Source organism: Vibrio sp. Vb0888 (assembly GCF_033338835.1).
Lineage (GTDB): Bacteria > Pseudomonadota > Gammaproteobacteria > Enterobacterales > Vibrionaceae > Vibrio > Vibrio alginolyticus.
In genome coordinates this window covers 1-21047 of sequence record NZ_JAWOTL010000026.1, presented here as the reverse complement: position 1 = coordinate 21047, position 21047 = coordinate 1, and the positions used below count along the sequence as shown (strand labels likewise).

Here is a 21047-nt window from a genome sequence, read left to right as displayed (position 1 = left end):
TTATCTAAAGGGCAAAGCTGCCCGCAAGTGTCGAGAGTATCAAGTTCCAACCATCGACCAATACGAACAACATCAACTTGAACGGCAACGAAACAATCATTGGTGACAACATCATCATACCCATTGCCATCAGTACCGAAGCGACTACAAGGTCAATAATCAAAAACGGCAAGAAGAGCATAAAGCCAATTTGGAATGCAGTTTTTAGCTCTGAGGTGATAAAAGCCGGAATCAACACCGCCATCGACACATCTTCTGGATTCTCGACTTGCTCTCCTGACATGGTTACGAACGTCTCCAAGTCTTTGATTCGGGTCTGCTTAAGCATAAATGCTTTCATTGGCGCTTGTGCAGCATCAAACGCTTCTCGCGCCGTGACTTGCTCGTTCAAATAAGGCTGAACAGCTTTGTCGTTGATTTCGTTCAGGACAGGAGACATAACAAAAAAGGTCAAAAACAGCGCAATACCAATAATAACCTGATTAGAAGGCGTTTGTTGCAAACCCATTGCCTGACGCAATATCGACATCACCACCACAATTCGAGTGAACGAGGTCATCAGAATCACCATGGCAGGCAAGAAGCCAAGCATGGTCATTAACGCTAAAATTTGTAGTGTAACCGAGTAGTCTTCACTGCCATCAGGGTTCGTGGTCATGGTGAATGCTGGAATACCACCGCCACTAGAAACGGACATAGCACGGCTAGCACCAGTATCACTTTGCATAGCCTGAACTGTAACACTACTTCCATCGGCTAAGTTATCTGGCAGCGCTGACTCCTCTGCTTCAGCAAAGGTAAATGAAGAAAACAGCACGCCGACAAAAAGTAACAACGTACTCAGGAGCAAACGAATTGGATTACCCTTTGTCATGTTTTTTGATCAGCTGGCTAAATTGAGTCGCAAAAGCATTGGTCGCCAACTCTTCCTCCTTCAGTGGCTTATCTAACTTGGCTAAAGTTTGGATCGATTGGCTAGTAATCCCAACCAAAAACTGTTCTTCACCCACTTGAACTACTGCGATTCTTTCTTTTGTACCCACTGGCAACTGACTCACTATACGCAAGCCCTTTTGTTGTCCCATCGCTGGCACTTGCATACGTTTCAGCAACCAAGCCAGCAAAAGAATCACGCCGATTACAAGCACAAGCGAGCCAAGTGTCGTCGCAAGATCCAGATTATTTGGTGCGGCAGCAAATGCATAAGGAGCACTTAGCATTAAGCTCAGTGCTCCAGTGATTTGCTTCAATCGCATTTTGATTGAACGACTCATCTTAACGCAGCTTCTTAATTCGTTCAGTTTGGCTGATCACATCCGTCAAACGGATACCAAACTTATCGTTGACGACCACGACTTCGCCGTGAGCAATCAAAGTACCGTTAACCAATACGTCGAGCGACTCACCGGCTAGACGATCCAACTCAACAACCGAACCTTGGTTAAGCTGCAACAGGTTCCGAATGCTAATTTGAGAACGACCGACTTCCATCGAAATCGTCACCGGGATATCCATAATAGTGTCGAGTTTACGACGCTCATCTTCGCTAATTGGGCTTGAAGTGTCTTTTAGCTCTTCCAGTGGCGCAGCCAATACTTCATCTACGTCTACAGAAGGGGCAGACGGGTCTTCGCCAAGAGCGGCTGCCCATTCGTCTGCTAGCTTTTGATCGTCACTTGGTTCCATTTTTCTATCCTGTGTTACGCCTAACTCATGCCATAGCATGTCTGTTTAATAAGGTATCTTAATGGTCTATATCGTCTTCACTCTCAAGCTCGGACATGATGTCTTTACCTAAGAAAGCTAAATCTGTTTTGACGACATGTGGGCGCTCAATTTCCTCAGAAATTTGCACCGCTAATTTGTCTTCCGATCGACCCATTTTTACGCGATAGGTCGGTAGGTCTTCCACAAACATCGTCGCATGTTCTGGCATTTCAATCGGGATGATATCGCCCGGTTGCAGCTCCATGAGATCACGCAAAGAAATGTCTTTTTCGAGCAAGTTCACGCGGAAGTTAACCGGACAATCCATGATCTCTTCACGTAGTGCTGAGCTCCAGCGAACGTCCGTTTCCATCTTGTCAGACTGAACACCTGCGTCCAATAGTTCACGGATAGGCTCAACCATGGAGTAAGGCATAACGACATGAAAATCGCCGCCACCGCCGTCAACTTCTATATGGAATGAACTCACGACAATCACTTCTGTCGGGCTGACAATGTTTGCCATGCTTGGGTTTACTTCAGAGTCGAGATATTCGAACTCTACCCCCATCACTGGCGACCACGCTTCTTTATAATCTTCAAATACAATTTTCAGTAACAACTGAATGATGCGGCGTTCCGTTGGGGTAAATTCGCGGCCTTCGATTTTGGCGTGAAATCGACCATCACCGCCAAAGAAGTTTTCTACCAGAATAAAGACTAAACGAGCCTCCATGGTGATCAACGCAGTGCCTTTTAACGGACGAAAACGCACCATGTTCAAACTGGTTGGCACGTACAATGTGTTCTGGTATTCACCAAACTTCATCATCTGCACGCCATTGATCGACACCTCTGCCGTTTTACGCAGCATATTAAACAGACTAATACGCATGTGCCGTGCAAAGCGCTCGTTGATAAGTTCGAGCGTCGGCATTCGACCACGTACGATTCTGTCTTGCGACGAGAAATCAAAATTGACGGCACCCTCAGTGTCGTTTTCTATCGGTTCATCGACGTCATCAACATCGTCAACCCCATGCAATAGCGCATCAATTTCGTCTTGGCTTAATAGATCGGTCACGTTTTACCTATTGAATAACAAAATCTGTAAACAGTACTTTTTCAATCACTGGCTTACCGACCGCAGCATTCAGCGCTGCTTTGATATCTTCGGAAGCACGATCGCGCAATTCCACTCGTCCTGTAGGAGAGCGCAATTGATCAACCGTCGCGGAAGCAAACGTTGATAGCATAGAGCTTTCAATCAGTGGCGAATGATACCGCGCCAACTCTTCATTTTCTGCACCGCGAACCATTAACTGCGCTTTAATTTGAACCAACCTATCGCGGCTATCCCCAGTAACGTTAAATACAAATGCCTGAGGAAGATTCACATACGCGATGGGCGCAGCATCCGATGCCTTCACTTGAGCCTGTTGAGACGATTCAGCCTGAGCAGGTTCATCAGAGCCCATTAGAAAAAATGCCGCTGCCCCGCCACCAAGTAGTAATACTACAACAGCGATGATGATGATAAGTAACTTGCTTTTTCCTTTCGGCGCATCGGCCCCTTGTAACTGTTCTTCTGCCATTCTTGTCTCTTATTGTTCTTTTGAGTTACCAAGACGTTTTAGTGAGTTGCTTGGTAACCGTATGCCATTGCCGTTAAACGGCCTTTTATGCGTAAAAACTAATTCCATCACGCTTTGAAGCGACATTCAAATCCAGATTGACATCAGATTCAAAACCCTCTTCGGACTGTCCAGAAAAACCGCCACTTTGCGCGCTTTGACCATGTTGTTCAGCAGTATACCTACCTTGTTGTTGCCCGCTGTTTTGTTGCTGGACGGAAGAATCAGCCAGCTGCATACCTTGTTGCGCTAGCATTTCTCTCAAACGAGGGAGCGTCTGTTCAATAATGTCACGAGCTTGCGGGTTGTTCACTGTAAAATGTACATTGGCAACGTCGTTATTCATGGTCATACGAATTTGCATACGACCTAACTCTGGTGGATCAAGACGAATATCGAGATTTTTCAGATTCTTCGACATCATCATTTGCACTTTTTCCGCAACTTGCTCGTTAGCTAGCTCTTTAGTTAGTTGCAACGGAAGCTGAGCTTGTTGTGCAGCATCAATACGCGCTTGTTGCTGCACATTAATTCCTTGCTGACCTGCCATAGCCTGAAGCTGTCCAGCGAAGCCATGTTGGAGGTCCGGCTTATCTTGTTTATCCGCAGTCGCCTTTAGCGCACCAGTCGCCAATGCTGCGTTCATCACTTTCTGGCTAATCTCTCCGTCTTTCACACCCTGAAGCGACGTCGGCACTTGCGCGGCTATCAACATATCGGGCGTTGGAGATAATGCGACTTTATCTCCACTATGAGCAGTTTGTGGCTGGGGTACTTGAGCCGCTGTATGCTGGATTTGCTGAGACACTGCCATAGGTCCAGCCTGGCGAGTTAAATTATGTTGTACTTGTTGCTCTGCGAGAATCTGTTTAATGTCATTAGGGAGCGCAATAAATTGGGCAAGGTCTTGATCAGGAATATCCGCCGTGATCCTTCCTTGTTTCAACCCTTCAATGATCTGAGCTTCTTGCTGAGTCAGTGGTTTTCCTTGCGCCAACTTAGTATCTATAACTTCAAGTTCATCCAAGGAGACTCGTGGAAGCGCGTCGATGTTGGAACCATCAACGTCTGTTAACAACGGCGACAGATCATTAGCTACTTCACCACTGACCGCGCTCTTAGCCGTCGGATGGCTGGCTTGTTTCGCTAGCTCTTGCCAAGCAGCAAACTCAGGCGAAAGTTTGTCGACATCGATAGGTTGACCATTCTTATCTAAAATTGGTTCTAAGTCTTGCCCTGGGATCATCTGTGCTTGTTCAAGCGAATGAACTAATGGCGTTTCATTCAAAGCCAACTCATCAAGGTTTGCCGAAACGGTTGCTTGCTCGTGGAACGAACGTACTAAATTCGCTCTCTGAGGCAAAACTTTGCCACTATCGATGGATGCATTACTCGCATTCAGGGTTTGATTCGCTTGTTCAATTCGACCAAGAAGCTGTTGTCCTTCGCCCATCGTGCTTTTTACGTCCATTGTATTTGATGGGTTACTCGTATCAATTGATGTTGATTTCACTTTTTCAATAGCTTCAACATCATGCTCCAAAGGTGTGCTGTTACTCGCCTTTTGTAAACTTACTTCTTCACTTAAGGTTGCATTCGGTTTGTTTGCTGATATTTCATCAAAATCATGGGTCCCGTCACTGACGGATTCTTGGCTTTCTTGCGCCAACAATTCGTCCGAGACGTTAGCAGAAGAAGTACTGCCTACATCCGCTCTTTCTTTTTCTTCAACCACTGTCGATTCTGTTGCTACTTTTTCGGGCTTTTGTTTACCAGCAAATGCATCGGTTAACGTTTCTAAAAATCCCTTGCTCTCAGTGCTCTCTGCGGACGCTTTAGCGGACACATCAGAAACTGGCGTCTTGGTAGTCGCAGATACATGGGACAAATTCACACTCATTTAGAAACTCTCGTTCTCGTGGCTCTGAGCGTATCGCTGACAGACAGCAATACTGGCGGCAAACAAAGGTCAAAAAGACCCGACACTGACAGCTAAAATGCAAAAATCACACCACAATATTGAGCCAATTCTCGGTAAGCTAATAGATGGCATGTTTATGTAACAAACATCAACAGTACTATCCGAGAACCTGGTTCCTAACATGATGTACAGCTACTTGATTGACTTTGAAAAACGATAAGCGTAAACAGACATTTGACTTAACAATTAAGGAATCACTTTGAAGATCACAGAATTACGCCAATATAGAATCAGAGCAGGCAAAACAGAACAGTGGCTAAGTTGGATGAAGGAAGAACTGTTGCCCTATCAACGCTCACAAGGCATGCGTGTACTGAATACTTACGTCCACACTGGTGATGATGGACATGACTATTTTGTTTGGCTTAGAGAGTTCGACAATGAACAAGCACGCCAGGCTCTCTACGAAAAAACATACAACGAGTGGTGGGTTCGCGAGATTCGACCGAAGGTATTTGAGCTAATTGAACAAGACTCAATCAAAGTTACCTTACTTGAATCGGTAGAGATGTAGTCAACTGCAACACCGTAATGCAATATCGAACCGATAACGTTTAGAAACGATGTGGTTTTCGACTGTAAAGTAAGGTGGAAAACTCGTCCATTTGCTTTTGTTCGCGCTTAGCTTCAGCAAGTTGTTTCTCTTTTTCGCGTTTGTCTATCATCCACTCATAGGATTTGCGTTCTTTACGCACGGTTAACCAATATTCTTTACAGTTTTCAACCTGCTCTTTGAAATGACTTTCTGCTTGCTTTTGCTTAGATAAAGTTTCATCTAGCTGGGTAAGGAATCGATTTAAGTGTCCATATTGACTTGCCGTTAGGCCCGCCTGACCACGGTCGACGAGCTGCTGGCAATAATCAAGCCGATACTTTTCAATTTGTTCAACCTGACGGTAATAATCTTCGAGTTCAGAACGCGCTTTGTTCAGTGCAAGCACAGCTTGGTCTTCACGATCCTTAGTTTGCTCAAGTAGAAACTCCATCGCATTATTCATGCGCTATCACCCACCCAAAATGTTTCTAAGCATATTGACGCACATATCATATGGCACTGATTCTTTCATGCTCTGCTGCAAGTATTCGTCTAACTTCGGTTTCAAAGTAAATGCGCCATCAATAGCAGGATCGGTACCCGGTTTGTACGCTCCAATCGAGACCAAATCTTGATTCTTGCGACAAATAGACAAGACCTGTCGCACCGCTTTTGACATCAGAACGTGCTCTTCGGTCGTGATTTGCGGCATAACACGGCTCACCGACTTCTCGACATCAATCGCCGGATAATGGCCTGCATCCGCCATTTCACGAGAAAGTACAATATGGCCATCAAGAATGGCTCGCGATGCGTCCGCTATCGGATCTTGCAAATCATCCCCTTCGGTCAACACGGTAAAGAACGCCGTAATCGAGCCTTGTTCGGCACTTCCATTACCCGCTCGCTCAACCAGCGCTGGCAGCTTGGCAAATACAGAAGGCGGGTAGCCTTTCGTCGCTGGCGGCTCACCAACAGAAAGTGCGATTTCACGCTGTGCTTGTGCAAAACGAGTCAACGAGTCCATCAATAGCAGAACATCTAACCCTTGGTCCCGGAAGTATTCAGCAATCGTTAATGCCGTTTGGCACCCCTTTAAGCGCATTAGAGGTGAAGCATCGGCAGGCGCCGCGACCACCACTGAGCGGCGACGACCGTCCTCACCCAAGATCTCTTCGATGAACTCTTTAACTTCACGTCCACGCTCACCTATCAGGCCGACGACCACAACCTGTGCGGTGGTGCCTCGCGTCATCATGCCAAGCGTGACCGATTTACCCACACCAGAACCTGCAAACAGACCGATACGCTGACCTTTACCAACCGTCAACAAACCATTGATGGCTTTTAGGCCAACATCGAGCGGTTCAGAAATTGGTTTTCGAGCCAACGGGTTGACCGGCTCGGCATTAAAAGAGGCACGGTGATCGGTATACAAAGGGCCAAGTCCATCAAGTGGATTCCCAACCCCGTCTATCACGCGCCCAAGTAACTCCATGCCGACAGGCAAACCAGCGTCACTGGTTAAAGGGGTGACTCTCGCGCCAGGTAAAATGCCCGTAATTTGTTCGCTTGGCATTAAAAATAGGTTGTCACCTGAAAAGCCGACAACCTCGGCTTCCATCTGACCTGACATGGTTTCCACTAAGCATAAACTGCCAATTGGTGCGCGACAGCCGGTCGCTTCCAACGTTAACCCAACCACACGCACCAGTTTGCCAGAGGCGACAGGGCGCGTCGTAAGGCCTTCAACTTTGTAGCTTTTTAAGCGGTCAGCGAGTGCTTGCATGGATTACTCACCCTCTTGATGACGGTTTGCGCCACAAAAGCTGTGCAATACGCTTTTGACGCGTTCTTCCATGCGATAATTAATGCTTGATTCACCGGCTTCAATCTGGACGTCACCTCGATTGAGCGATGGTTCAGCAACTAACGTCCAGTTGCGACAATCAAGGTCTTCTTCACCATAAGCTGAACGAATAATCGCGACATCTTCTGGATTCAGGTGCAAGGTAATAGGGTGGCCTGATATTGGTAGCGCCTCGACCGACTGCTTCACTGTATCTAAAATAATTTGAGGGTTGGTTTGTACTTCAACGTGCACCACTTCTTTGACTAAGCAGAGCACCATATCCACCAGCTGCTTTTCAACCTGAGCATTCATCAACTCCAAAGGTTGAGCAAACTGATTGGCCAAGTTCATAAAAGTTTCAACTTGCTGCTGAATGTATTCTTGCCCTGCAGTTACCCCTTCAGCTTTTCCGAGCTCGAGACCTTCAGCATGGCCGGCTTGCAACCCTTCTTCTTTACCTTTGTCGTAACCTTGCTTAAAGCCAGCTTCCTGACCTTGATGTAAGCCTTCTTGATAAGCACCTTGCTTAATCAGTTCAATTTGCTCTTCGGTTAGCGCAAGTGGCTGCTCTTCTTCAGGCTCATCAAAATTCGGCACCCATCCCGGGTCATAGTTGAACGCGGTTTGTTTTGCTTGTTTGGCTTTAGGCTCGCCATAATCAGGCAGCCCCCAACGTTGAGGTTCGATCATCGAATCATCTTCATCAGGACGGATAAATCCACGTTTTCTATCGCCAGCCATGGGTTACCTATTGTGTGTTCGATTAAGAAGTGAGGGTGCTCCGCAATAGGATAATTGCGAAGCAATAGAAATTATAAGAATTCGTCAGCACCGCCAGACAACATGAGCTCACCAGCATCCGCCATTCGACGGGCAATTGCTAAGATTTCTTTCTGAGCGGCTTCTACATCTGCCACTCGTACTGGCGGCATCGCTTCTATATCATCACGCATCATATCAGCAGCACGTTTAGACATGTTCTTGAAGACTTTCTCACGTAACGAGTCATCTGCACCTTTGAGTGCTTTTTGCAACACGTCTTGTGGTACGTCACGCAGCAACTTCTGAATACCTTGGTCGTCCACTTCGACTAAGTTTTCGAAGACAAACATTAGGTCTTGGATTTGCGTCGCCATGTCTTCGTCCTGATCGCGAATTTGTTCCATTAACAAACCTTCGACGTTGTTGTCTAGGTAGTTCATGATCTCCGCTGCTGCTTTCAGGCCGCCAATTTTGGCTGCTTGTGCACCCGCTTGACCCGCGAACTGTTTCTCCATGATTTCGTTCAGCTCTGCCAATGCTGATGGCTGAACTTCTTCAAGGTTGGCAATACGCATCATCAGATCCAAACGCACGCGCTCAGGGAACTGAGACAAAATCTCTGCAGATTGGTCTGCTTCTAAATAAGACAGTACGATAGTTTGAATCTGTGGGTGTTCATTGACGATAATGCTCGCCACTTGGCGTGGGTCCATCCATTTCAAAGAATCCAAGCCTTTTGAGCCCGTACCAAGTAGGATCTGGTCAACTAAGTTGTTGGCTTTGTCTTCACCAAGAGCGGCAACCAGTGCATTACGCATAAAGTCTTCGCTGCCCATACCAATGTTGGTGTATTTCTGGATATCCTCCAAAAACGCACGATGAACAGCAGATACCTTGTCTTGGCTGAGATCCTTCGCGCGAGCCATCGCACTACCAACACGCTGAACCTGTTTTGGTTCTAGGTGACGGATAATGCCAGCTGCATCTTGTTCATTAAGGCTCAGTAGCAAAATTGCCGCTTTTTCTTCGCCAGTAATGGTTGAAACATCCAGCTCTACTGGCATTCCCGCGGCGTTGTCATCTTGAGGTACGATATCGTTAGCCATTGTCATTCATCCAGTTTTTCACTACTTGAGCAGCCAGTTCAGGTTCATTCGCAACCAGAGCGCGAACCGCTTTCAATACATCTTCATCTTTATGAAGGTTTGGCAAATCAATACTTGAGCCAAACTCGAACAGTTCGCTGCTTTCGATGTCACTGCCAATCAAGCTAGTTTCACCATCCGCACCAATCGGCAAGCCGTCTGGTCCGTACATTTCGTCTTCATCATCGCTGGTAGGGTTAAGCAATTTCTTCATTGCTGGGCGAACCAGAACCAACACAACCACAATAATCACTAATGCACTTGCGAACCAACGAACCCAATCACTGAAGTTAGGGTGCTCCCAAATTGGTGGTTCTTCTAGCTGCTCAGCCTCTGGCTCAGCAAACTTTACACTCAATACATTCAGTAAATCGCCACGACCTTGATCAAAGCCAACGGTACCAATTAATACTTGGCGAATGGCATTGATTTCAGATTCGGACATTGGGGTATAAGTCACTTCACCCGTATCAGGGTTAACTTGACGACGGTCTTTAATCGCAACAGAAACGGTCTGACGAGCCACCGTCCCGGTCTGCTTTCGCTCGTGGCTGATGGTGGTATCTAGCTCAAAGTTACGCGTGGACTCTTTACGAACTGACCCCTGCCCCATGACAGAACCATCTTTCATTTGAGCCACATCTTGCGGAATTGAGGCATCCGCTGGAGGCTGATTACTCAACGCACCCGGAATACCCGCTACCATGTTACCGTTATTGTAATCTTCGAGTGCGTACTCACTGCGGGTCGCAGGGGTGTTCGGATCAAAGCGTTTGCGAGTTTGTTCAACCGCACTGAAATCCATTTGGATATCAACCTGCGCCGTATAGTTGCCATAACCTAAAATCGGTAATAGTACGGAATCAATTTTTTCGCGCAGCGCTTGCTCTTGGCTGCGTTCTAATTCTTGTTCTTTGCGTCGCGCCGCAGAAGCGGGATCTTGGGAGCCTGAGCTGAGTAAGCGGCCATGCTGATCTGTGACGGTAATTCGAGAAGTTTTCATTCCCGGCACGGCACTCGCTACCATGTCGACAATAGAATCCACTTCTTGCTGCTTAAGGTTCGTGCCTGTCGACAATGTCAAAAATACCGACGCAGACGCTTCTTGGTTATGACGCACAAACACGCTGTGCTTTGGCAGTGCCAATAACACTCGTGCTTTGCGAACTTGCTTCATTTCTTCAATTGCTTGAGCCAATTGGCGCTCTCGACTGAGTTTGAGACGCTCTTGCTCGAGACGTTGTGAAACACCAAAACCCATGTCTTGCAGCAAAATATCATCGCCTGCTTCTGTAGCTTGGTTAACGCCGGAACGAACCATGCCAAGTTTGATCGAGTTGTACTCACTCGATTCAACAGAAACAGTATTGCCATCAAGCTTATAATTGATTTTCTGCTGGTCCAGATAATCCAGAACGGGGATCAATTCTTCGGTCTCATACGCACCAAGTGGGCGCATCTCCGGTTCTTTGACCCAAAAGAACAGCATCACGATCAATGCAACACAGATGGATATCGACAGCACAAGCACAACCTGACGAAGTAAATCGAGGTCGCCCACTGCCATATCGAATTTTGACGCACTGCGCTCTTCTAGATCTGGATTTTGACTCTCCACATCCACATCGGAACTTGCTACCAGTGCACCATCTGAGCCGCCTTCAGTGACGGTTAAATCTGTAGACTTGTCTGCCACACTTATTACCTAAATTACACTGGCATGTTCATGAGATCTTTATATGCCTCAACGAGTTTATTGCGAATTTGAACCGTCGCATCAAAAGCGACACTAGACTTGTTACGAGCGATCATAACGTCAGAAAGGGATACATCGGCATCACCACGATCAAAACGGGTTTGTAAATCACCAGATGCTTTTTGAAGTGTGTTCACGTTATTGATGGCTTTAGTTAGGAGATCGTTAAAATCCGCTCCAACTTTCGCCCCACTTGCAGTAGGAGCCGTATTGGTTGCTTCTACCATCATGGCGCGCATTTCTGCCTGAATACCATCAATTTTCATTAGCACCTCTAAGCCAAAAGATTGACTATTAACAAAACTGATTATTGACACAGCAATTAACGTGCCATAAGACATTAGCAATCAATTTACTTACACTTTTCGTCTTATGGCCGTTGTCTGTGTTAATTCGGGATATCTATACCAGCATCACGCATTTTGGCAAGCTTATAGCGCAAGGTTCGAGGGCTTATACCCAGTTTCTCCGCCATTTCTTTGCGTCGACCATTACACTCAACCAAAGTCTCTAAAATAATGGCGTATTCTTGATCGCGCAGCTCGCTGCCTAAGCCTTCTCCACCAGTTACTGGGCGGCTGACACTCTCAGCTTGAGCAACTGGCTTAACATTGGGCACGACCATATCTGCATTTTGCACCACGTGTTGTAAGCTATTGGCATCTTGCCAATCTACGCCCTCAAGCAAAATGTGCTCAGCATCGATGTCGCCATTTTCACTTAATATCAGCGCTCGTTGAACCACGTTATCCAACTCACGAACATTACCCGGCCAAGGGTATTGCAATAGTTTTTCTAACGCAACGGTCGAGAATTGAGGCACTGGCATGCCCATTTTGCTGCAATGACGCTCAGCAAGATGCTTGGCAAGCGGTGCAATATCGCCTTTACGTTCTTTAAGTGCAGGCCACGCAATTGGGAATACATTCAGGCGGTAATATAAGTCCTCTCTGAAGTTTCCTTCTGACACGTATTGCTTAAGATCACGGTTACTAGTCGCTAACACACGAACATCTAACTTGATGCTTTTGCGACTGCCTAGGCGCTCTACTTCTCGCTCTTGCAAAACACGCAACAACTTCGCTTGCAGGTTCAAGTCCATTTCGCTGATTTCATCAAGCAAGATTGTGCCACCTTGCGCTTGTTCAAACTTTCCTGGGCATGCCTGAACAGCACCAGTAAATGCGCCCTTTTCATAGCCAAACAGTGTTGCTTCGAGCATATTGTCAGGAATCGCGGCACAGTTAATTGCGACAAAAGGACCATTTTTACGATTTGACGCGTTGTGAATATAACGCGACATCACTTCTTTACCTGAGCCACTCGGACCTAGCACCATAACATTCGCATCTGTACGCGCCACTTTATCGGCCAACGCGAGTAAGCTCAGACTTTTCTCATCAGCAACGATAGCGTCACCGTTGTCATCACTTTTTATCGGTGCATAACGACTGACCATATTTAGCAACACTTCTGGTGCAAATGGTTTCGCCATGTAGTCAATCGCGCCGTCTTTCATTGCCGACACGGCATCTTCAATATTGGCGTACGCCGTCATTAGCAATACTGGTAAGTTAGGCCAATTCTGCTTGATGCTTTTGAGCAGAGCTAAGCCACCCATACCCGCCATTTGCACATCAGAAACGACGATATCAACCGTATTCGATTTCAGCTTTAACAGTGCATCTTCAGCACAGTCCGCTTCCAACCACTCATACCCAGCCAGAGCCAGAGTATCGACTAGGGCTTCACGAAGACCTTCATCGTCTTCTACGATCAGCACTTTGCTTTGCGCCATTATGATTCTCCAGAAATTGTTATTACCAAAAGCCGCTTATTGCGCTTCTGTTTGCACTCGCTCTAGCGGAATGCACATGGTGAAGCAGGCTCCATCACCCTGCTCTGAAATAAGTTCCAATCGACCGTCATGGGCACGGCAAACCATTTGAACAACTGCCAACCCTAATCCAGTTCCTTGAGAACGTGTGGTAAAAAATGGCTCCATGATTTTGGCTTGCAGTTCTTCGGGCACTCCCGGTCCGCTGTCTTGCACAGAAATGCGTAACTCACCATTTACCGGGCGGAAAAAAATATCGACTTGCGATTCTTTACCAGACATTTGAATCGCATTCATGACCAGATTACTCAATGCGGATGCAATGGCGTTCGCATTGCCTAGTAGTTCAGTTTGTTCTTCTTCCACTTCTAGGCAGTAATCAATACTGTTGTTTTTTAGCGCGGTTTCGACCATCGGCTGATATTCCGCTACCAACTGGGCAATCGTAAATGGCTTAATGACTTTATTATCACCACCTTTAGCAAAAAGCAGCATATCATTAACCTGCTTTTCCAAATCGTGCAGTCGATCCATTAATTTGGTTTGGAAGCGATCTTTTGTCGCTGGAGGAAGATTTGGCGCTCCCAAATTGGATGCATATAACATAGCGCTCGACAGCGGCGTTCTTACTTGGTGAGCAAGCGACGCAACCATACGTCCTAACGACGATAAGCGCTGTAAATCACTGACACGAGCTTGAAGTAAACGGGTTTCGGTTAAATCGGTAATCAGGATCAATTGACCTGTTGTGGACGCCGAGATGGCGAGTCGAACTTTACGGCCATTACGTAATGAAACTTCGTGGCCATCATCTTCACGTGGGTCAAACACCGCCTGGATAACGTTGAACCATTTTTCGTTAACCAGTGGAATCTCAAGAATTCGGTGCGCTTCTGGATTTGCTTCACGGACTACTCCGTACGTATCGAGCAAAATCACTCCAGCAGGCATCACATCGAGCACCTGTTTGTAGCGCTCAACCTGATTCTCTACGGAATCTAAATGGGATTGATTGGTGTTGTTATCCATTACTGCCTGTCGAAATATCGCCGCTAAAACTAAAATAGCTTGGTAAGCAATTAGCGTACCAAGCTATTCTTTATATTTATCAGGATGTTAAGCTATCGACAATAAGTTGACACTCAGAGATAACGGTTTTGGATGCCAGAAAAACGATGTTAACTAGCACAAGTGATAATTCAGATATCGTCTTAAAACTTCACTTTACCTAGCGCTGTAAGTTGTACTTACGCATTTTTTCCACCAGCGTAGTACGTCGCATACCCAGCATGTCGGCCGCTCTTGCTACAACGCCACCCTGCGCTTCTAATGCTTGGCTGATCATATTAACTTCTAAATCAGCCAGCAGCTCTTTCAAATTAACCCCTTCCGGTGGCAGCGCTTGCGGGGCGTTCATGCTGTGATCAAGGTCGTCTTGATCTTCAAAGCTAAAATCTTCAGAGAAGATGTCTTGGAACACATCACGCTCTTGTTCTTCAACCGAAATAAACGGATTACTTTCTGGTTGGAACTCCGGGATATCACTGTAGCGATATTTGGTTGGTAAGTGGTTTACATCGACTAAGCTATTTGGGTACAGAATGATCATTCGCTCAACAAGGTTCGCTAACTCACGCACGTTACCCGGCCAGTTGTGCTCCATCAATGAATTGATCGCACGAGGGGTAAAACAGATAGGTTGTCCGCCTTCCGCCTCTAAACGTGTCATCAGTTCTTGCAGCAGCAATGGTATATCTTGTTTGCGCTCTTTCAGCGCTGGCATCTCAATCGGAAACACGTTCAGACGATAGAACAAGTCTTCTCGGAACGTGCCTTCTTCAATCATATTTTCTAGATTACGGTGTGTCGCCGCCACAACTCGAACATTTACCTTGATGGTACTATTGCCACCTACACGTTCAAAGCAGCGTTCTTGCAATACACGAAGCAACTTTACTTGCATCGACATTGGCATATCGCCAATCTCATCAAGAAAGATAGTGCCACCGTCTGCGAGCTCAAATCGACCTTTACGGGCAGTTAACGCACCAGTAAACGCGCCTTTTTCGTGACCAAATAATTCGCTTTCTAGGAGCTCAGGCGGTATTGCACCACAGTTAATAGGTACAAATGCGCCATCGCGGTATGAAGAGTGATAGTGGATGTTACGCGCAACAACTTCTTTACCCGTACCGGACTCACCTAAGATCAACACGTTTGCTTCCGTGTTTGATACTTGCTCAATCAGGTGTCGAACTTCTTGAATACCTCTACTTTGACCAACTAAGCTGCGAAAAAGCGTGTTTTTGCGTGCACTAGCAACAACATTCACTCCTTTTCGCCCCAGAAAATCTTTGCAGTGGCGTAACGCTTCACTAAGCTGTGGGTAATTAAGCGGCAGCTCTAGTTCACCAACAAAATTTGGAAGATCATCAACAGGCAAAGGAAAACGGCCCATGACTAGAAGAGGGATGTGGTAAGCGCTGTTTAAATGAGAGATAACCGTACTCGCCGCTTGACCTGCTGGAATATTACCAACAATACAGCACGACCATACGCTAGACCAATCAACATCGCTGAGCTGATCAGAACTGACCGCTTCGCAATTTTCTCCAACAAATTCCAATATATTGCTTAAATTTAAACGACTTGATGCGTCATCATCAATTACAAGCAGCTTTGCCAAACCATGCATAAGTAAGAATGATTGCCTTTATTTTAGGTGCGTTGCGGCCAAACCTTGATTTGCGCAATTGGGTGCTAAAGAAGGCAGAACCACCACACTCAATTTACGATAGACAAAATAGGAAAATCAGCAACAAAAAAGCCATTAGGGCTACTAATGGCTTCTATTTTATTTGAATATAAAAATAAGGCAACCAAGCAATGGAGAGGTGTGAGCTTGATAGAAACTTTGCTACACAACTCGTTGCGCAATTGACAAATATATTCGTCTAGTATCTTAACGCATTGTTTTGACTATTAAATACCAACTTCAGCAGCGGTAAGATTATGAAACTCTGTTGGGATTTGGTCCCAAGCGGACTTGATCTCACGGATAATGTCGATAACGTCGTCGATCAGCTGAGGCTCATTTTGATGGTTAGCAGCAGAAATTTGCGTGATCATAAACTCATACAGTGAATCTAAGTTTGAAGCAATATCACCACCGTCATCCATAGATAGACAGCTGCGTAGCGCGATAATGATGTCTAACGCTTTACCTAAGCGCTCACCTTTTGCTGGAATATTGCCTGCTTGCATGGCTGCTTTACCTTGAATAAGGCGCTCAATCGCACCAGCCATAAGCATTTGAATGACTTTGTGCGGAGAAGCCGCGCTAAGCTGGCTGTCGACTGATACCTTTTTGTATGCTTGCAAAGAACCGCGCATAGTAATCCTCTTTTAAATAAATTTTTTGTACTGCTGAAGTGAACGCTGGCCATAACGAAACTTATGGAGCTCTTTTCCGACCTTTGACGTTTCCGATTGCATCAGCTCGACAATTCTTTTGGTACGAGTTAGCAATGCTTGCCACTCTGCATCCTGCTTAACCAAAGGATTTTGATGAATAATTGGTAACAGGTTTTGCAATAACCGTTCCCTGATATCGACCAAGCGAAGAATTTCTTCAGCATTAAAATCAATTTTTTCTAATTCTTGCGTAATTAGTTGATCTATATCACTAATTTCCATGAGTTCTTTTTGCATTTATTAACCCAACGCACTCATCAAAGCGCCTAACTGGCCTTGCATTTTACCGGTCGCATCTTGCATCGCGGTAAACTTCGCATGAGTACGCTTCTCTAGGCTTTCCATGCGGCGATCTAATGCCGCTTGATCGTCACTCAAACGGTAGTTTTGTTCTGTGAGACTTTTTTCTCGAGTACGAATACTGCCTGTAATTCCTGTGATACCGTGAATCGCATCTTCTACTCGTTTAGCAAAACCTGTGTTGCCACCGAAGAACTTTTCTAACTCGTTGAAGTTATTGTTCAACTGGCGGTCTAGCATGTCATAGTTGATTTCTAGGGTGCCTTGACGTGTGGTCGTAATGCCAAATTCTGTTAAGGACTTTAGGTTTTCAGGTGCTTTATCGATTCGAGTAGAAAAGACCGATTTTAATCGTGAATCTGCACTGCGTACGGTGCTGTCACCTGACAACGGCCCTTTTTGGCCAGTTACCGGATCCACACTCGCCAACGCTTGGGAGGTTTGATAAAACGAGTTATACGCTGCCACAAAGTTTTCGATATCGTTGCGTACACTTTGACGGTCGTACTCGACACCAATTTCAGCAGGCGGTTTATTCGGTTCTGATTTGCCTTTTAGTGTTAAATCAACACCTTCGATCGCATCTTCAATCACATTGTTGTGGCTAGATAGCTTTGCCACGCCATCAAGCAGAACTTCTGAATCTTGCCCTGCTTGTACTTCTGTCATCCCAAGGTATTGTTCAAAAGCAGATTGTGCCTTTGCGATTTTCGCTTCTGCTTCATCAATTTTTTCCAGACGCTCACGTTCTTGAGGATCAAGTTTAGCGCGATGAATTTGCTTAGCTTGCGCTTCGGAAAGTTCACCACGTGCCACTTTTTCGTCTAACGCTTGCTTTTCACTCGCAATTTTTTGCTCGATTTCCGCTTTTTCTTGCTCAAGAAGCTGCTTAGCCTCTTTCGTCGTAACGTAAGAATCGGTTAGGGTGCCCGATGCGGCATTATTCCAGCCTGGTACATCTGGTGCCTTCTCTATTGCCTTTTCGTCGAGTTCAAGCTCTGGTTCTTCATAAGAGTCCAACAAAGTACCTGACGCAGTTTCTGTCCACCCTGGAATTCTGTCTTCAGGGCGTAAGCTCGCGCGTCGGTTGGCTTCATCAATGGCTTCTTGACCAGCTTTGGCTGCTTCTGCACCCGCCGCAGAGATTGGCGCTTGCGATGCATCATCTTGTACATCGTCTGCCGCTTTTTGCTCTTCTGGAGGTAGAGGATTGCCGTTTGCATCCAGCTCTTCTGCTGGTTGTTCCGGAAATTTAAGAGGACCTAAGACATCTTCCGCCGCTGAACGAGCTTCTTCAAGCGCGTTGACGCGGTCTTCAAGTGTTTGGTATTCGAAATATTTAAGAGGGTTGCCTTTTTCTGCCTCCACACTGACTCTGATTTGATGATCCTTACCAGAGAGGTTAGAAGCAAGGATAAGGCGTGGACCTTCGACGTCGTTAATAAGAGATGCACGAACGCCAGGGTTATCTTTAGCGCCATTGATGCCACGTACGACATCGATGAGCTTAGATCGGGAACGAACATCGATATTAAAACGCTCATCACCAAGCGAAATCTGCAGCTTACCAGGGCCAAATTTTGCGTCTTCTGGCAATACGTCAGAAGCGACTTTATGGCTCTGAGCAAGCTGCAACACATCGATAGCATATTTGCCAGCGATAGCATCTGTGGTTGCCGTGGCAGATACGATATTGTCATTGGTCGTTTCGACAGTGCGAACGGCAAATGCTTTCTCCTGACGAAAGTTCGCCATGAGATTTTTCATCGTATCCAATGATTCTCTGAGTCGCCCGTAAGCACTGATACTGGCATTAATTGTCGTGCGTTCGTTGTCGATGCGTTGCTGCTTTGGTACGCGTTCGGCATCCACAATTTTGCTGACCATGGAATTAATATCCATGCCGCCAGACATCCCCAAAGGGCCTAAACTCATCAAATCACCTCTAAAAACGACTTACACTTTTTCAGTCAACAACCCGCTGTTGGCTGTGTGCTCAGCTAGGCGACGCAATACCACTAGCATTTCTTCATCAGGAATTTGACGAATCACGTCACCGGTATTGGCTTCATAAATCGTCACCACATCTCGTCCGGATTCTTCATCCACTCGAAATGCGACTCCTTTGTTTATGGACGTGACAAATTCATTCATTTGCGCGACCAATTTTTCACGTTCTTCTTTGTTCAGTTCTTGACGGCTTTCAGCCATCTCGAGCGCAGCTTGAACAGAGAAGTCGTATTCGGTGTTTTTCGCTTTTTGCGGCGAAATCTCACCATTTGAATTTGCTGGGCTAGACGTGCCTATATCATTGCCATTTTTATTTGCAAACTTTGTGCCATTTGGCGTGCCGTAAGGCTGGATGTTCGATGCGTAGGAGGATATATCCATTACAATCTCCCTTCCACCTTATGGGCTAACGATAGAATCTATCGCTTTGGCGCCCCAGCACTAAGGTGTTGACCTCAGGCTGGGTTTACCACTTAGCCCAACAAGCTTAGCGCTGCAGATGGAGACTGCTTCGCTTGAGCCAGGATTGAAGTACTTGCTTGCTGAAGAATTTGCGACTTAGTCATCGCAGTGGTTTCCTTCGCGTAATCAGTATCTTTAATACGGCTTTTAGACGCGTTAACGTTCTCGTTAATGTTGTCTAGGTTGCTGATTGCGTGGTTGAAGCGGTTTTGGAAAGCACCGAGTGAAGCTCGTTGGCTGTCTACGGACTTAAGAGCACCGTCGATAACCGCTACTGCTTCTTGAGAGCCAGCTACTGTGGTTACGTCGATGTCTTTCACTGTTACGTCTTTCGGGCCACCAAAGCCGATCTCGTCTGCTAGGTTGCCAGAAAACTCAACATCACCTTCAACTTTTTGAGAAGAAGCAAATACTTGTAGTTTGCCATCTTCGCCAACAGAGGCTTTTACATCATCGTTTTGACCGTTGATGTATGTCGCTAGCTGCTCAATATCATCGCCTTGCTTAGCGCTGATTGATAGCTCTTTCTCTTCACCCTGCTTGTTGGTGTAGCTCATTTTGAACTCTGTTTTCTCACCAACAGTCCAAGATGCGTCTTTACCCTCTTCTGCTGCGTAGCTCTTACCACCCATTGCTGAAGTGTCTGAGCGTAGGTTACCCATAGAAAGCATCACTGCTTCACCTGAGTCCGCACCGATTTGGAAAGATTGAGTACCGTAAGTACCGTTTAGAAGCTTGTTACCACCGAAAGAGGTAGTTTCAGCAATACGGTTTAGCTCGTCGTTTAGCGCTGTTACTTCTTCTTGGATCGCTACACGTTCTGCTTTTGAGTTAGAGCCGTTCGCCGATTGAAGCGAAAGATCACGCATACGTTGTAGGATGTTGGTAGATTCATTCATTGCACCTTCAGCAACCTGTGCAATAGAAATACCGTCGTTTGCGTTTTTCACTGCCATGTCTAGGCCACGGCTTTGTGCATTCAAACGGTTTGAAATCTGTAGACCTGCAGCATCGTCTTTCGCGCTATTGATTTTATAACCCGAAGACAAACGCTCCATTGATTTTTGTTGACCGTCAGCTGCCTGGTTTAGGTAACGCTGTGCAGTCATCGCAGAAACGTTAGTATTAACGTTAATCGCCATAATTGATCTCCTTAAGGCTTTAGTGAATGTACCGTCGTGTCTCTCACCTCACTTAGGTACATCTCATTTCTCTCAGTCCCTTTAACGGCGACCGATGAATATCCTTTAGAAGAAATTTTCAATTTTTTGCGATTATTTTCTTTGGCTTACTGAAATGTGATGAAGCTCTAATGTCGTGATTCGCAGAAATCCTGGGGGCCCAAAAGACAGAAAAAAACCCAGCCGAAGCTGGGTTTACTCGCTCATCTCTCACCACGAGCCAATGAGGTTCTCGTCTTAGGTTTGAAATTAACCTAGCAGACTTAGCGCTGAGTTTGGCGCTTGTTTCGCTTGCGCAAGGATTGAGCTTGACGCTTGCGATAAAATTTGTGACTTGGTCATTGCCGTCGTTTCTTTCGCGAAATCTGTATCTTTGATACGGCTCTTCGACGCATTCACGTTCTCGTTAAT

The 21047-nt window shown here is 46.1% G+C and carries 22 protein-coding genes; 1 reads left to right on the top strand and 21 read right to left on the bottom strand.

All coding sequences use genetic code 11. The annotated features are described in order from the left end of the window. Nucleotides 1–4 precede the first annotated feature (4 nt). The 6 genes from fliP to R7P72_RS21740 all read right to left on the bottom strand — a co-directional run bounded on the left by fliP (nucleotide 5) and on the right by R7P72_RS21740 (nucleotide 5241). Complete coding sequence (gene fliP, locus R7P72_RS21765) at nucleotides 5–874, bottom strand: flagellar type III secretion system pore protein FliP (RefSeq protein WP_005380487.1); 870 nt, start codon at nucleotides 872–874, stop codon at nucleotides 5–7. Next, nucleotides 861–1274 carry a flagellar biosynthetic protein FliO gene (gene fliO, locus R7P72_RS21760; RefSeq protein WP_005380480.1) on the bottom strand — a complete coding sequence of 138 codons (414 nt, stop codon included), beginning with the start codon at nucleotides 1272–1274 and terminating at the stop codon, nucleotides 861–863. The genes fliP and fliO overlap by 14 nt, the downstream gene beginning before the upstream one ends. Nucleotide 1275: 1 nt before the next feature. Then, the gene (gene fliN / locus R7P72_RS21755) at nucleotides 1276–1686 is read right to left on the bottom strand and encodes a flagellar motor switch protein FliN (protein ID WP_005380479.1); all 411 of its coding nucleotides are present in this window, start codon (nucleotides 1684–1686) and stop codon (nucleotides 1276–1278) included. A gap of 58 nt (nucleotides 1687–1744) precedes the next feature. Next, complete coding sequence (gene fliM / locus R7P72_RS21750; RefSeq protein WP_005380478.1) at nucleotides 1745–2791, bottom strand: flagellar motor switch protein FliM; 1047 nt, start codon at nucleotides 2789–2791, stop codon at nucleotides 1745–1747. Between the two features lie 7 nt (nucleotides 2792–2798). Then, a complete protein-coding gene (fliL, locus tag R7P72_RS21745; RefSeq protein WP_005380477.1) occupies nucleotides 2799–3302 on the bottom strand; it encodes a flagellar basal body-associated protein FliL in 504 nt (167 codons plus the stop codon). An 85-nt stretch (nucleotides 3303–3387) separates the two neighbouring features. Further along, a complete protein-coding gene (locus tag R7P72_RS21740) occupies nucleotides 3388–5241 on the bottom strand; it encodes a flagellar hook-length control protein FliK (RefSeq protein WP_213907160.1) in 1854 nt (617 codons plus the stop codon). 280 nt (nucleotides 5242–5521) lie between these two features. Here R7P72_RS21740 and R7P72_RS21735 point away from each other — a divergent pair, with 280 nt between their 5' ends. Continuing rightward, on the top strand, nucleotides 5522–5836 hold the full coding sequence (locus R7P72_RS21735; RefSeq protein ID WP_005380475.1) for an NIPSNAP family protein: 315 nt from the start codon (nucleotides 5522–5524) through the stop codon (nucleotides 5834–5836). Nucleotides 5837–5876: 40 nt separating this feature from the next. Here R7P72_RS21735 and fliJ read toward each other — a convergent pair whose 3' ends face one another. From fliJ to R7P72_RS21660, 15 genes are all read right to left on the bottom strand, one after another. Beyond that, nucleotides 5877–6320 carry a flagellar export protein FliJ gene (gene fliJ, locus R7P72_RS21730; RefSeq protein WP_005380474.1) on the bottom strand — a complete coding sequence of 148 codons (444 nt, stop codon included), beginning with the start codon at nucleotides 6318–6320 and terminating at the stop codon, nucleotides 5877–5879. A gap of 6 nt (nucleotides 6321–6326) precedes the next feature. Continuing rightward, a complete protein-coding gene (fliI, locus tag R7P72_RS21725; RefSeq protein ID WP_213907159.1) occupies nucleotides 6327–7646 on the bottom strand; it encodes a flagellar protein export ATPase FliI in 1320 nt (439 codons plus the stop codon). Between the two features lie 3 nt (nucleotides 7647–7649). Beyond that, on the bottom strand, nucleotides 7650–8450 hold the full coding sequence (fliH, locus tag R7P72_RS21720) for a flagellar assembly protein FliH (RefSeq protein ID WP_005380472.1): 801 nt from the start codon (nucleotides 8448–8450) through the stop codon (nucleotides 7650–7652). Between the two features lie 71 nt (nucleotides 8451–8521). Then, nucleotides 8522–9577, bottom strand: coding sequence for a flagellar motor switch protein FliG (gene fliG, locus R7P72_RS21715; protein WP_005380470.1), 1056 nt, complete (start codon nucleotides 9575–9577; stop codon nucleotides 8522–8524). After that, nucleotides 9570–11312 (bottom strand): flagellar basal-body MS-ring/collar protein FliF, encoded by a 1743-nt coding sequence (gene fliF, locus R7P72_RS21710; RefSeq protein WP_005380462.1) that lies wholly within the window; start codon nucleotides 11310–11312, stop codon nucleotides 9570–9572. The genes fliG and fliF overlap by 8 nt, the downstream gene beginning before the upstream one ends. A 14-nt stretch (nucleotides 11313–11326) precedes the next feature. Beyond that, nucleotides 11327–11638, bottom strand: coding sequence for a flagellar hook-basal body complex protein FliE (gene fliE, locus R7P72_RS21705; RefSeq protein WP_005384482.1), 312 nt, complete (start codon nucleotides 11636–11638; stop codon nucleotides 11327–11329). 122 nt (nucleotides 11639–11760) lie between these two features. After that, nucleotides 11761–13170 (bottom strand): sigma-54-dependent transcriptional regulator, encoded by a 1410-nt coding sequence (locus R7P72_RS21700; protein WP_005380460.1) that lies wholly within the window; start codon nucleotides 13168–13170, stop codon nucleotides 11761–11763. A gap of 36 nt (nucleotides 13171–13206) precedes the next feature. Beyond that, nucleotides 13207–14238 (bottom strand): sensor histidine kinase, encoded by a 1032-nt coding sequence (locus R7P72_RS21695; RefSeq protein WP_005380459.1) that lies wholly within the window; start codon nucleotides 14236–14238, stop codon nucleotides 13207–13209. Nucleotides 14239–14437: 199 nt separating this feature from the next. Continuing rightward, nucleotides 14438–15904, bottom strand: a complete 1467-nt coding sequence (locus R7P72_RS21690; protein WP_005380458.1) for a sigma-54 dependent transcriptional regulator — start codon at nucleotides 15902–15904, stop codon at nucleotides 14438–14440. 287 nt (nucleotides 15905–16191) lie between these two features. Continuing rightward, a complete protein-coding gene (fliS, locus tag R7P72_RS21685) occupies nucleotides 16192–16602 on the bottom strand; it encodes a flagellar export chaperone FliS (RefSeq protein ID WP_005380457.1) in 411 nt (136 codons plus the stop codon). A gap of 12 nt (nucleotides 16603–16614) precedes the next feature. Further along, nucleotides 16615–16920 (bottom strand): flagellar protein FliT, encoded by a 306-nt coding sequence (locus tag R7P72_RS21680; RefSeq protein ID WP_005380456.1) that lies wholly within the window; start codon nucleotides 16918–16920, stop codon nucleotides 16615–16617. 3 nt (nucleotides 16921–16923) lie between these two features. Further along, complete coding sequence (gene fliD / locus R7P72_RS21675; RefSeq protein ID WP_005384492.1) at nucleotides 16924–18918, bottom strand: flagellar filament capping protein FliD; 1995 nt, start codon at nucleotides 18916–18918, stop codon at nucleotides 16924–16926. A gap of 21 nt (nucleotides 18919–18939) precedes the next feature. Continuing rightward, entirely contained in the window at nucleotides 18940–19374 is a 435-nt protein-coding gene (flaG, locus tag R7P72_RS21670; protein WP_005380451.1) for a flagellar protein FlaG, read from the bottom strand. Nucleotides 19375–19466: 92 nt separating this feature from the next. Continuing rightward, nucleotides 19467–20597, bottom strand: a complete 1131-nt coding sequence (locus R7P72_RS21665) for a flagellin (protein ID WP_005380449.1) — start codon at nucleotides 20595–20597, stop codon at nucleotides 19467–19469. A gap of 288 nt (nucleotides 20598–20885) precedes the next feature. Continuing rightward, nucleotides 20886–21047, bottom strand: a 162-nt coding sequence (locus R7P72_RS21660) for a flagellin (protein ID WP_254845721.1), incomplete at its 5' end; no start/stop codon positions are given.

Bases quoted from the DNA above. Each gene is read 5' to 3' on its own strand.
- R7P72_RS21680 (WP_005380456.1), bottom strand. From the start codon at position 16,920: ATGCAAAAAGAACTCATGGAAATTAGTGATATAGATCAACTAATTACG.
- fliJ (WP_005380474.1), bottom strand. From the start codon at position 6,320: ATGAATAATGCGATGGAGTTTCTACTTGAGCAAACTAAGGATCGTGAA.
- fliD (WP_005384492.1), bottom strand. From the start codon at position 18,918: ATGAGTTTAGGCCCTTTGGGGATGTCTGGCGGCATGGATATTAATTCC.
- fliN (WP_005380479.1), bottom strand. From the start codon at position 1,686: ATGGAACCAAGTGACGATCAAAAGCTAGCAGACGAATGGGCAGCCGCT.
- fliP (WP_005380487.1), bottom strand. From the start codon at position 874: ATGACAAAGGGTAATCCAATTCGTTTGCTCCTGAGTACGTTGTTACTT.
- fliL (WP_005380477.1), bottom strand. From the start codon at position 3,302: ATGGCAGAAGAACAGTTACAAGGGGCCGATGCGCCGAAAGGAAAAAGC.
- R7P72_RS21665 (WP_005380449.1), bottom strand. From the start codon at position 20,597: ATGGCGATTAACGTTAATACTAACGTTTCTGCGATGACTGCACAGCGT.
- fliS (WP_005380457.1), bottom strand. From the start codon at position 16,602: ATGCGCGGTTCTTTGCAAGCATACAAAAAGGTATCAGTCGACAGCCAG.
- R7P72_RS21740 (WP_213907160.1), bottom strand. From the start codon at position 5,241: ATGAGTGTGAATTTGTCCCATGTATCTGCGACTACCAAGACGCCAGTT.
- fliO (WP_005380480.1), bottom strand. From the start codon at position 1,274: ATGAGTCGTTCAATCAAAATGCGATTGAAGCAAATCACTGGAGCACTG.
- fliI (WP_213907159.1), bottom strand. From the start codon at position 7,646: ATGCAAGCACTCGCTGACCGCTTAAAAAGCTACAAAGTTGAAGGCCTT.
- fliH (WP_005380472.1), bottom strand. From the start codon at position 8,450: ATGGCTGGCGATAGAAAACGTGGATTTATCCGTCCTGATGAAGATGAT.
- flaG (WP_005380451.1), bottom strand. From the start codon at position 19,374: ATGGATATATCCTCCTACGCATCGAACATCCAGCCTTACGGCACGCCA.
- fliG (WP_005380470.1), bottom strand. From the start codon at position 9,577: ATGGCTAACGATATCGTACCTCAAGATGACAACGCCGCGGGAATGCCA.
- R7P72_RS21695 (WP_005380459.1), bottom strand. From the start codon at position 14,238: ATGGATAACAACACCAATCAATCCCATTTAGATTCCGTAGAGAATCAG.
- fliE (WP_005384482.1), bottom strand. From the start codon at position 11,638: ATGAAAATTGATGGTATTCAGGCAGAAATGCGCGCCATGATGGTAGAA.
- R7P72_RS21700 (WP_005380460.1), bottom strand. From the start codon at position 13,170: ATGGCGCAAAGCAAAGTGCTGATCGTAGAAGACGATGAAGGTCTTCGT.
- R7P72_RS21690 (WP_005380458.1), bottom strand. From the start codon at position 15,904: ATGCATGGTTTGGCAAAGCTGCTTGTAATTGATGATGACGCATCAAGT.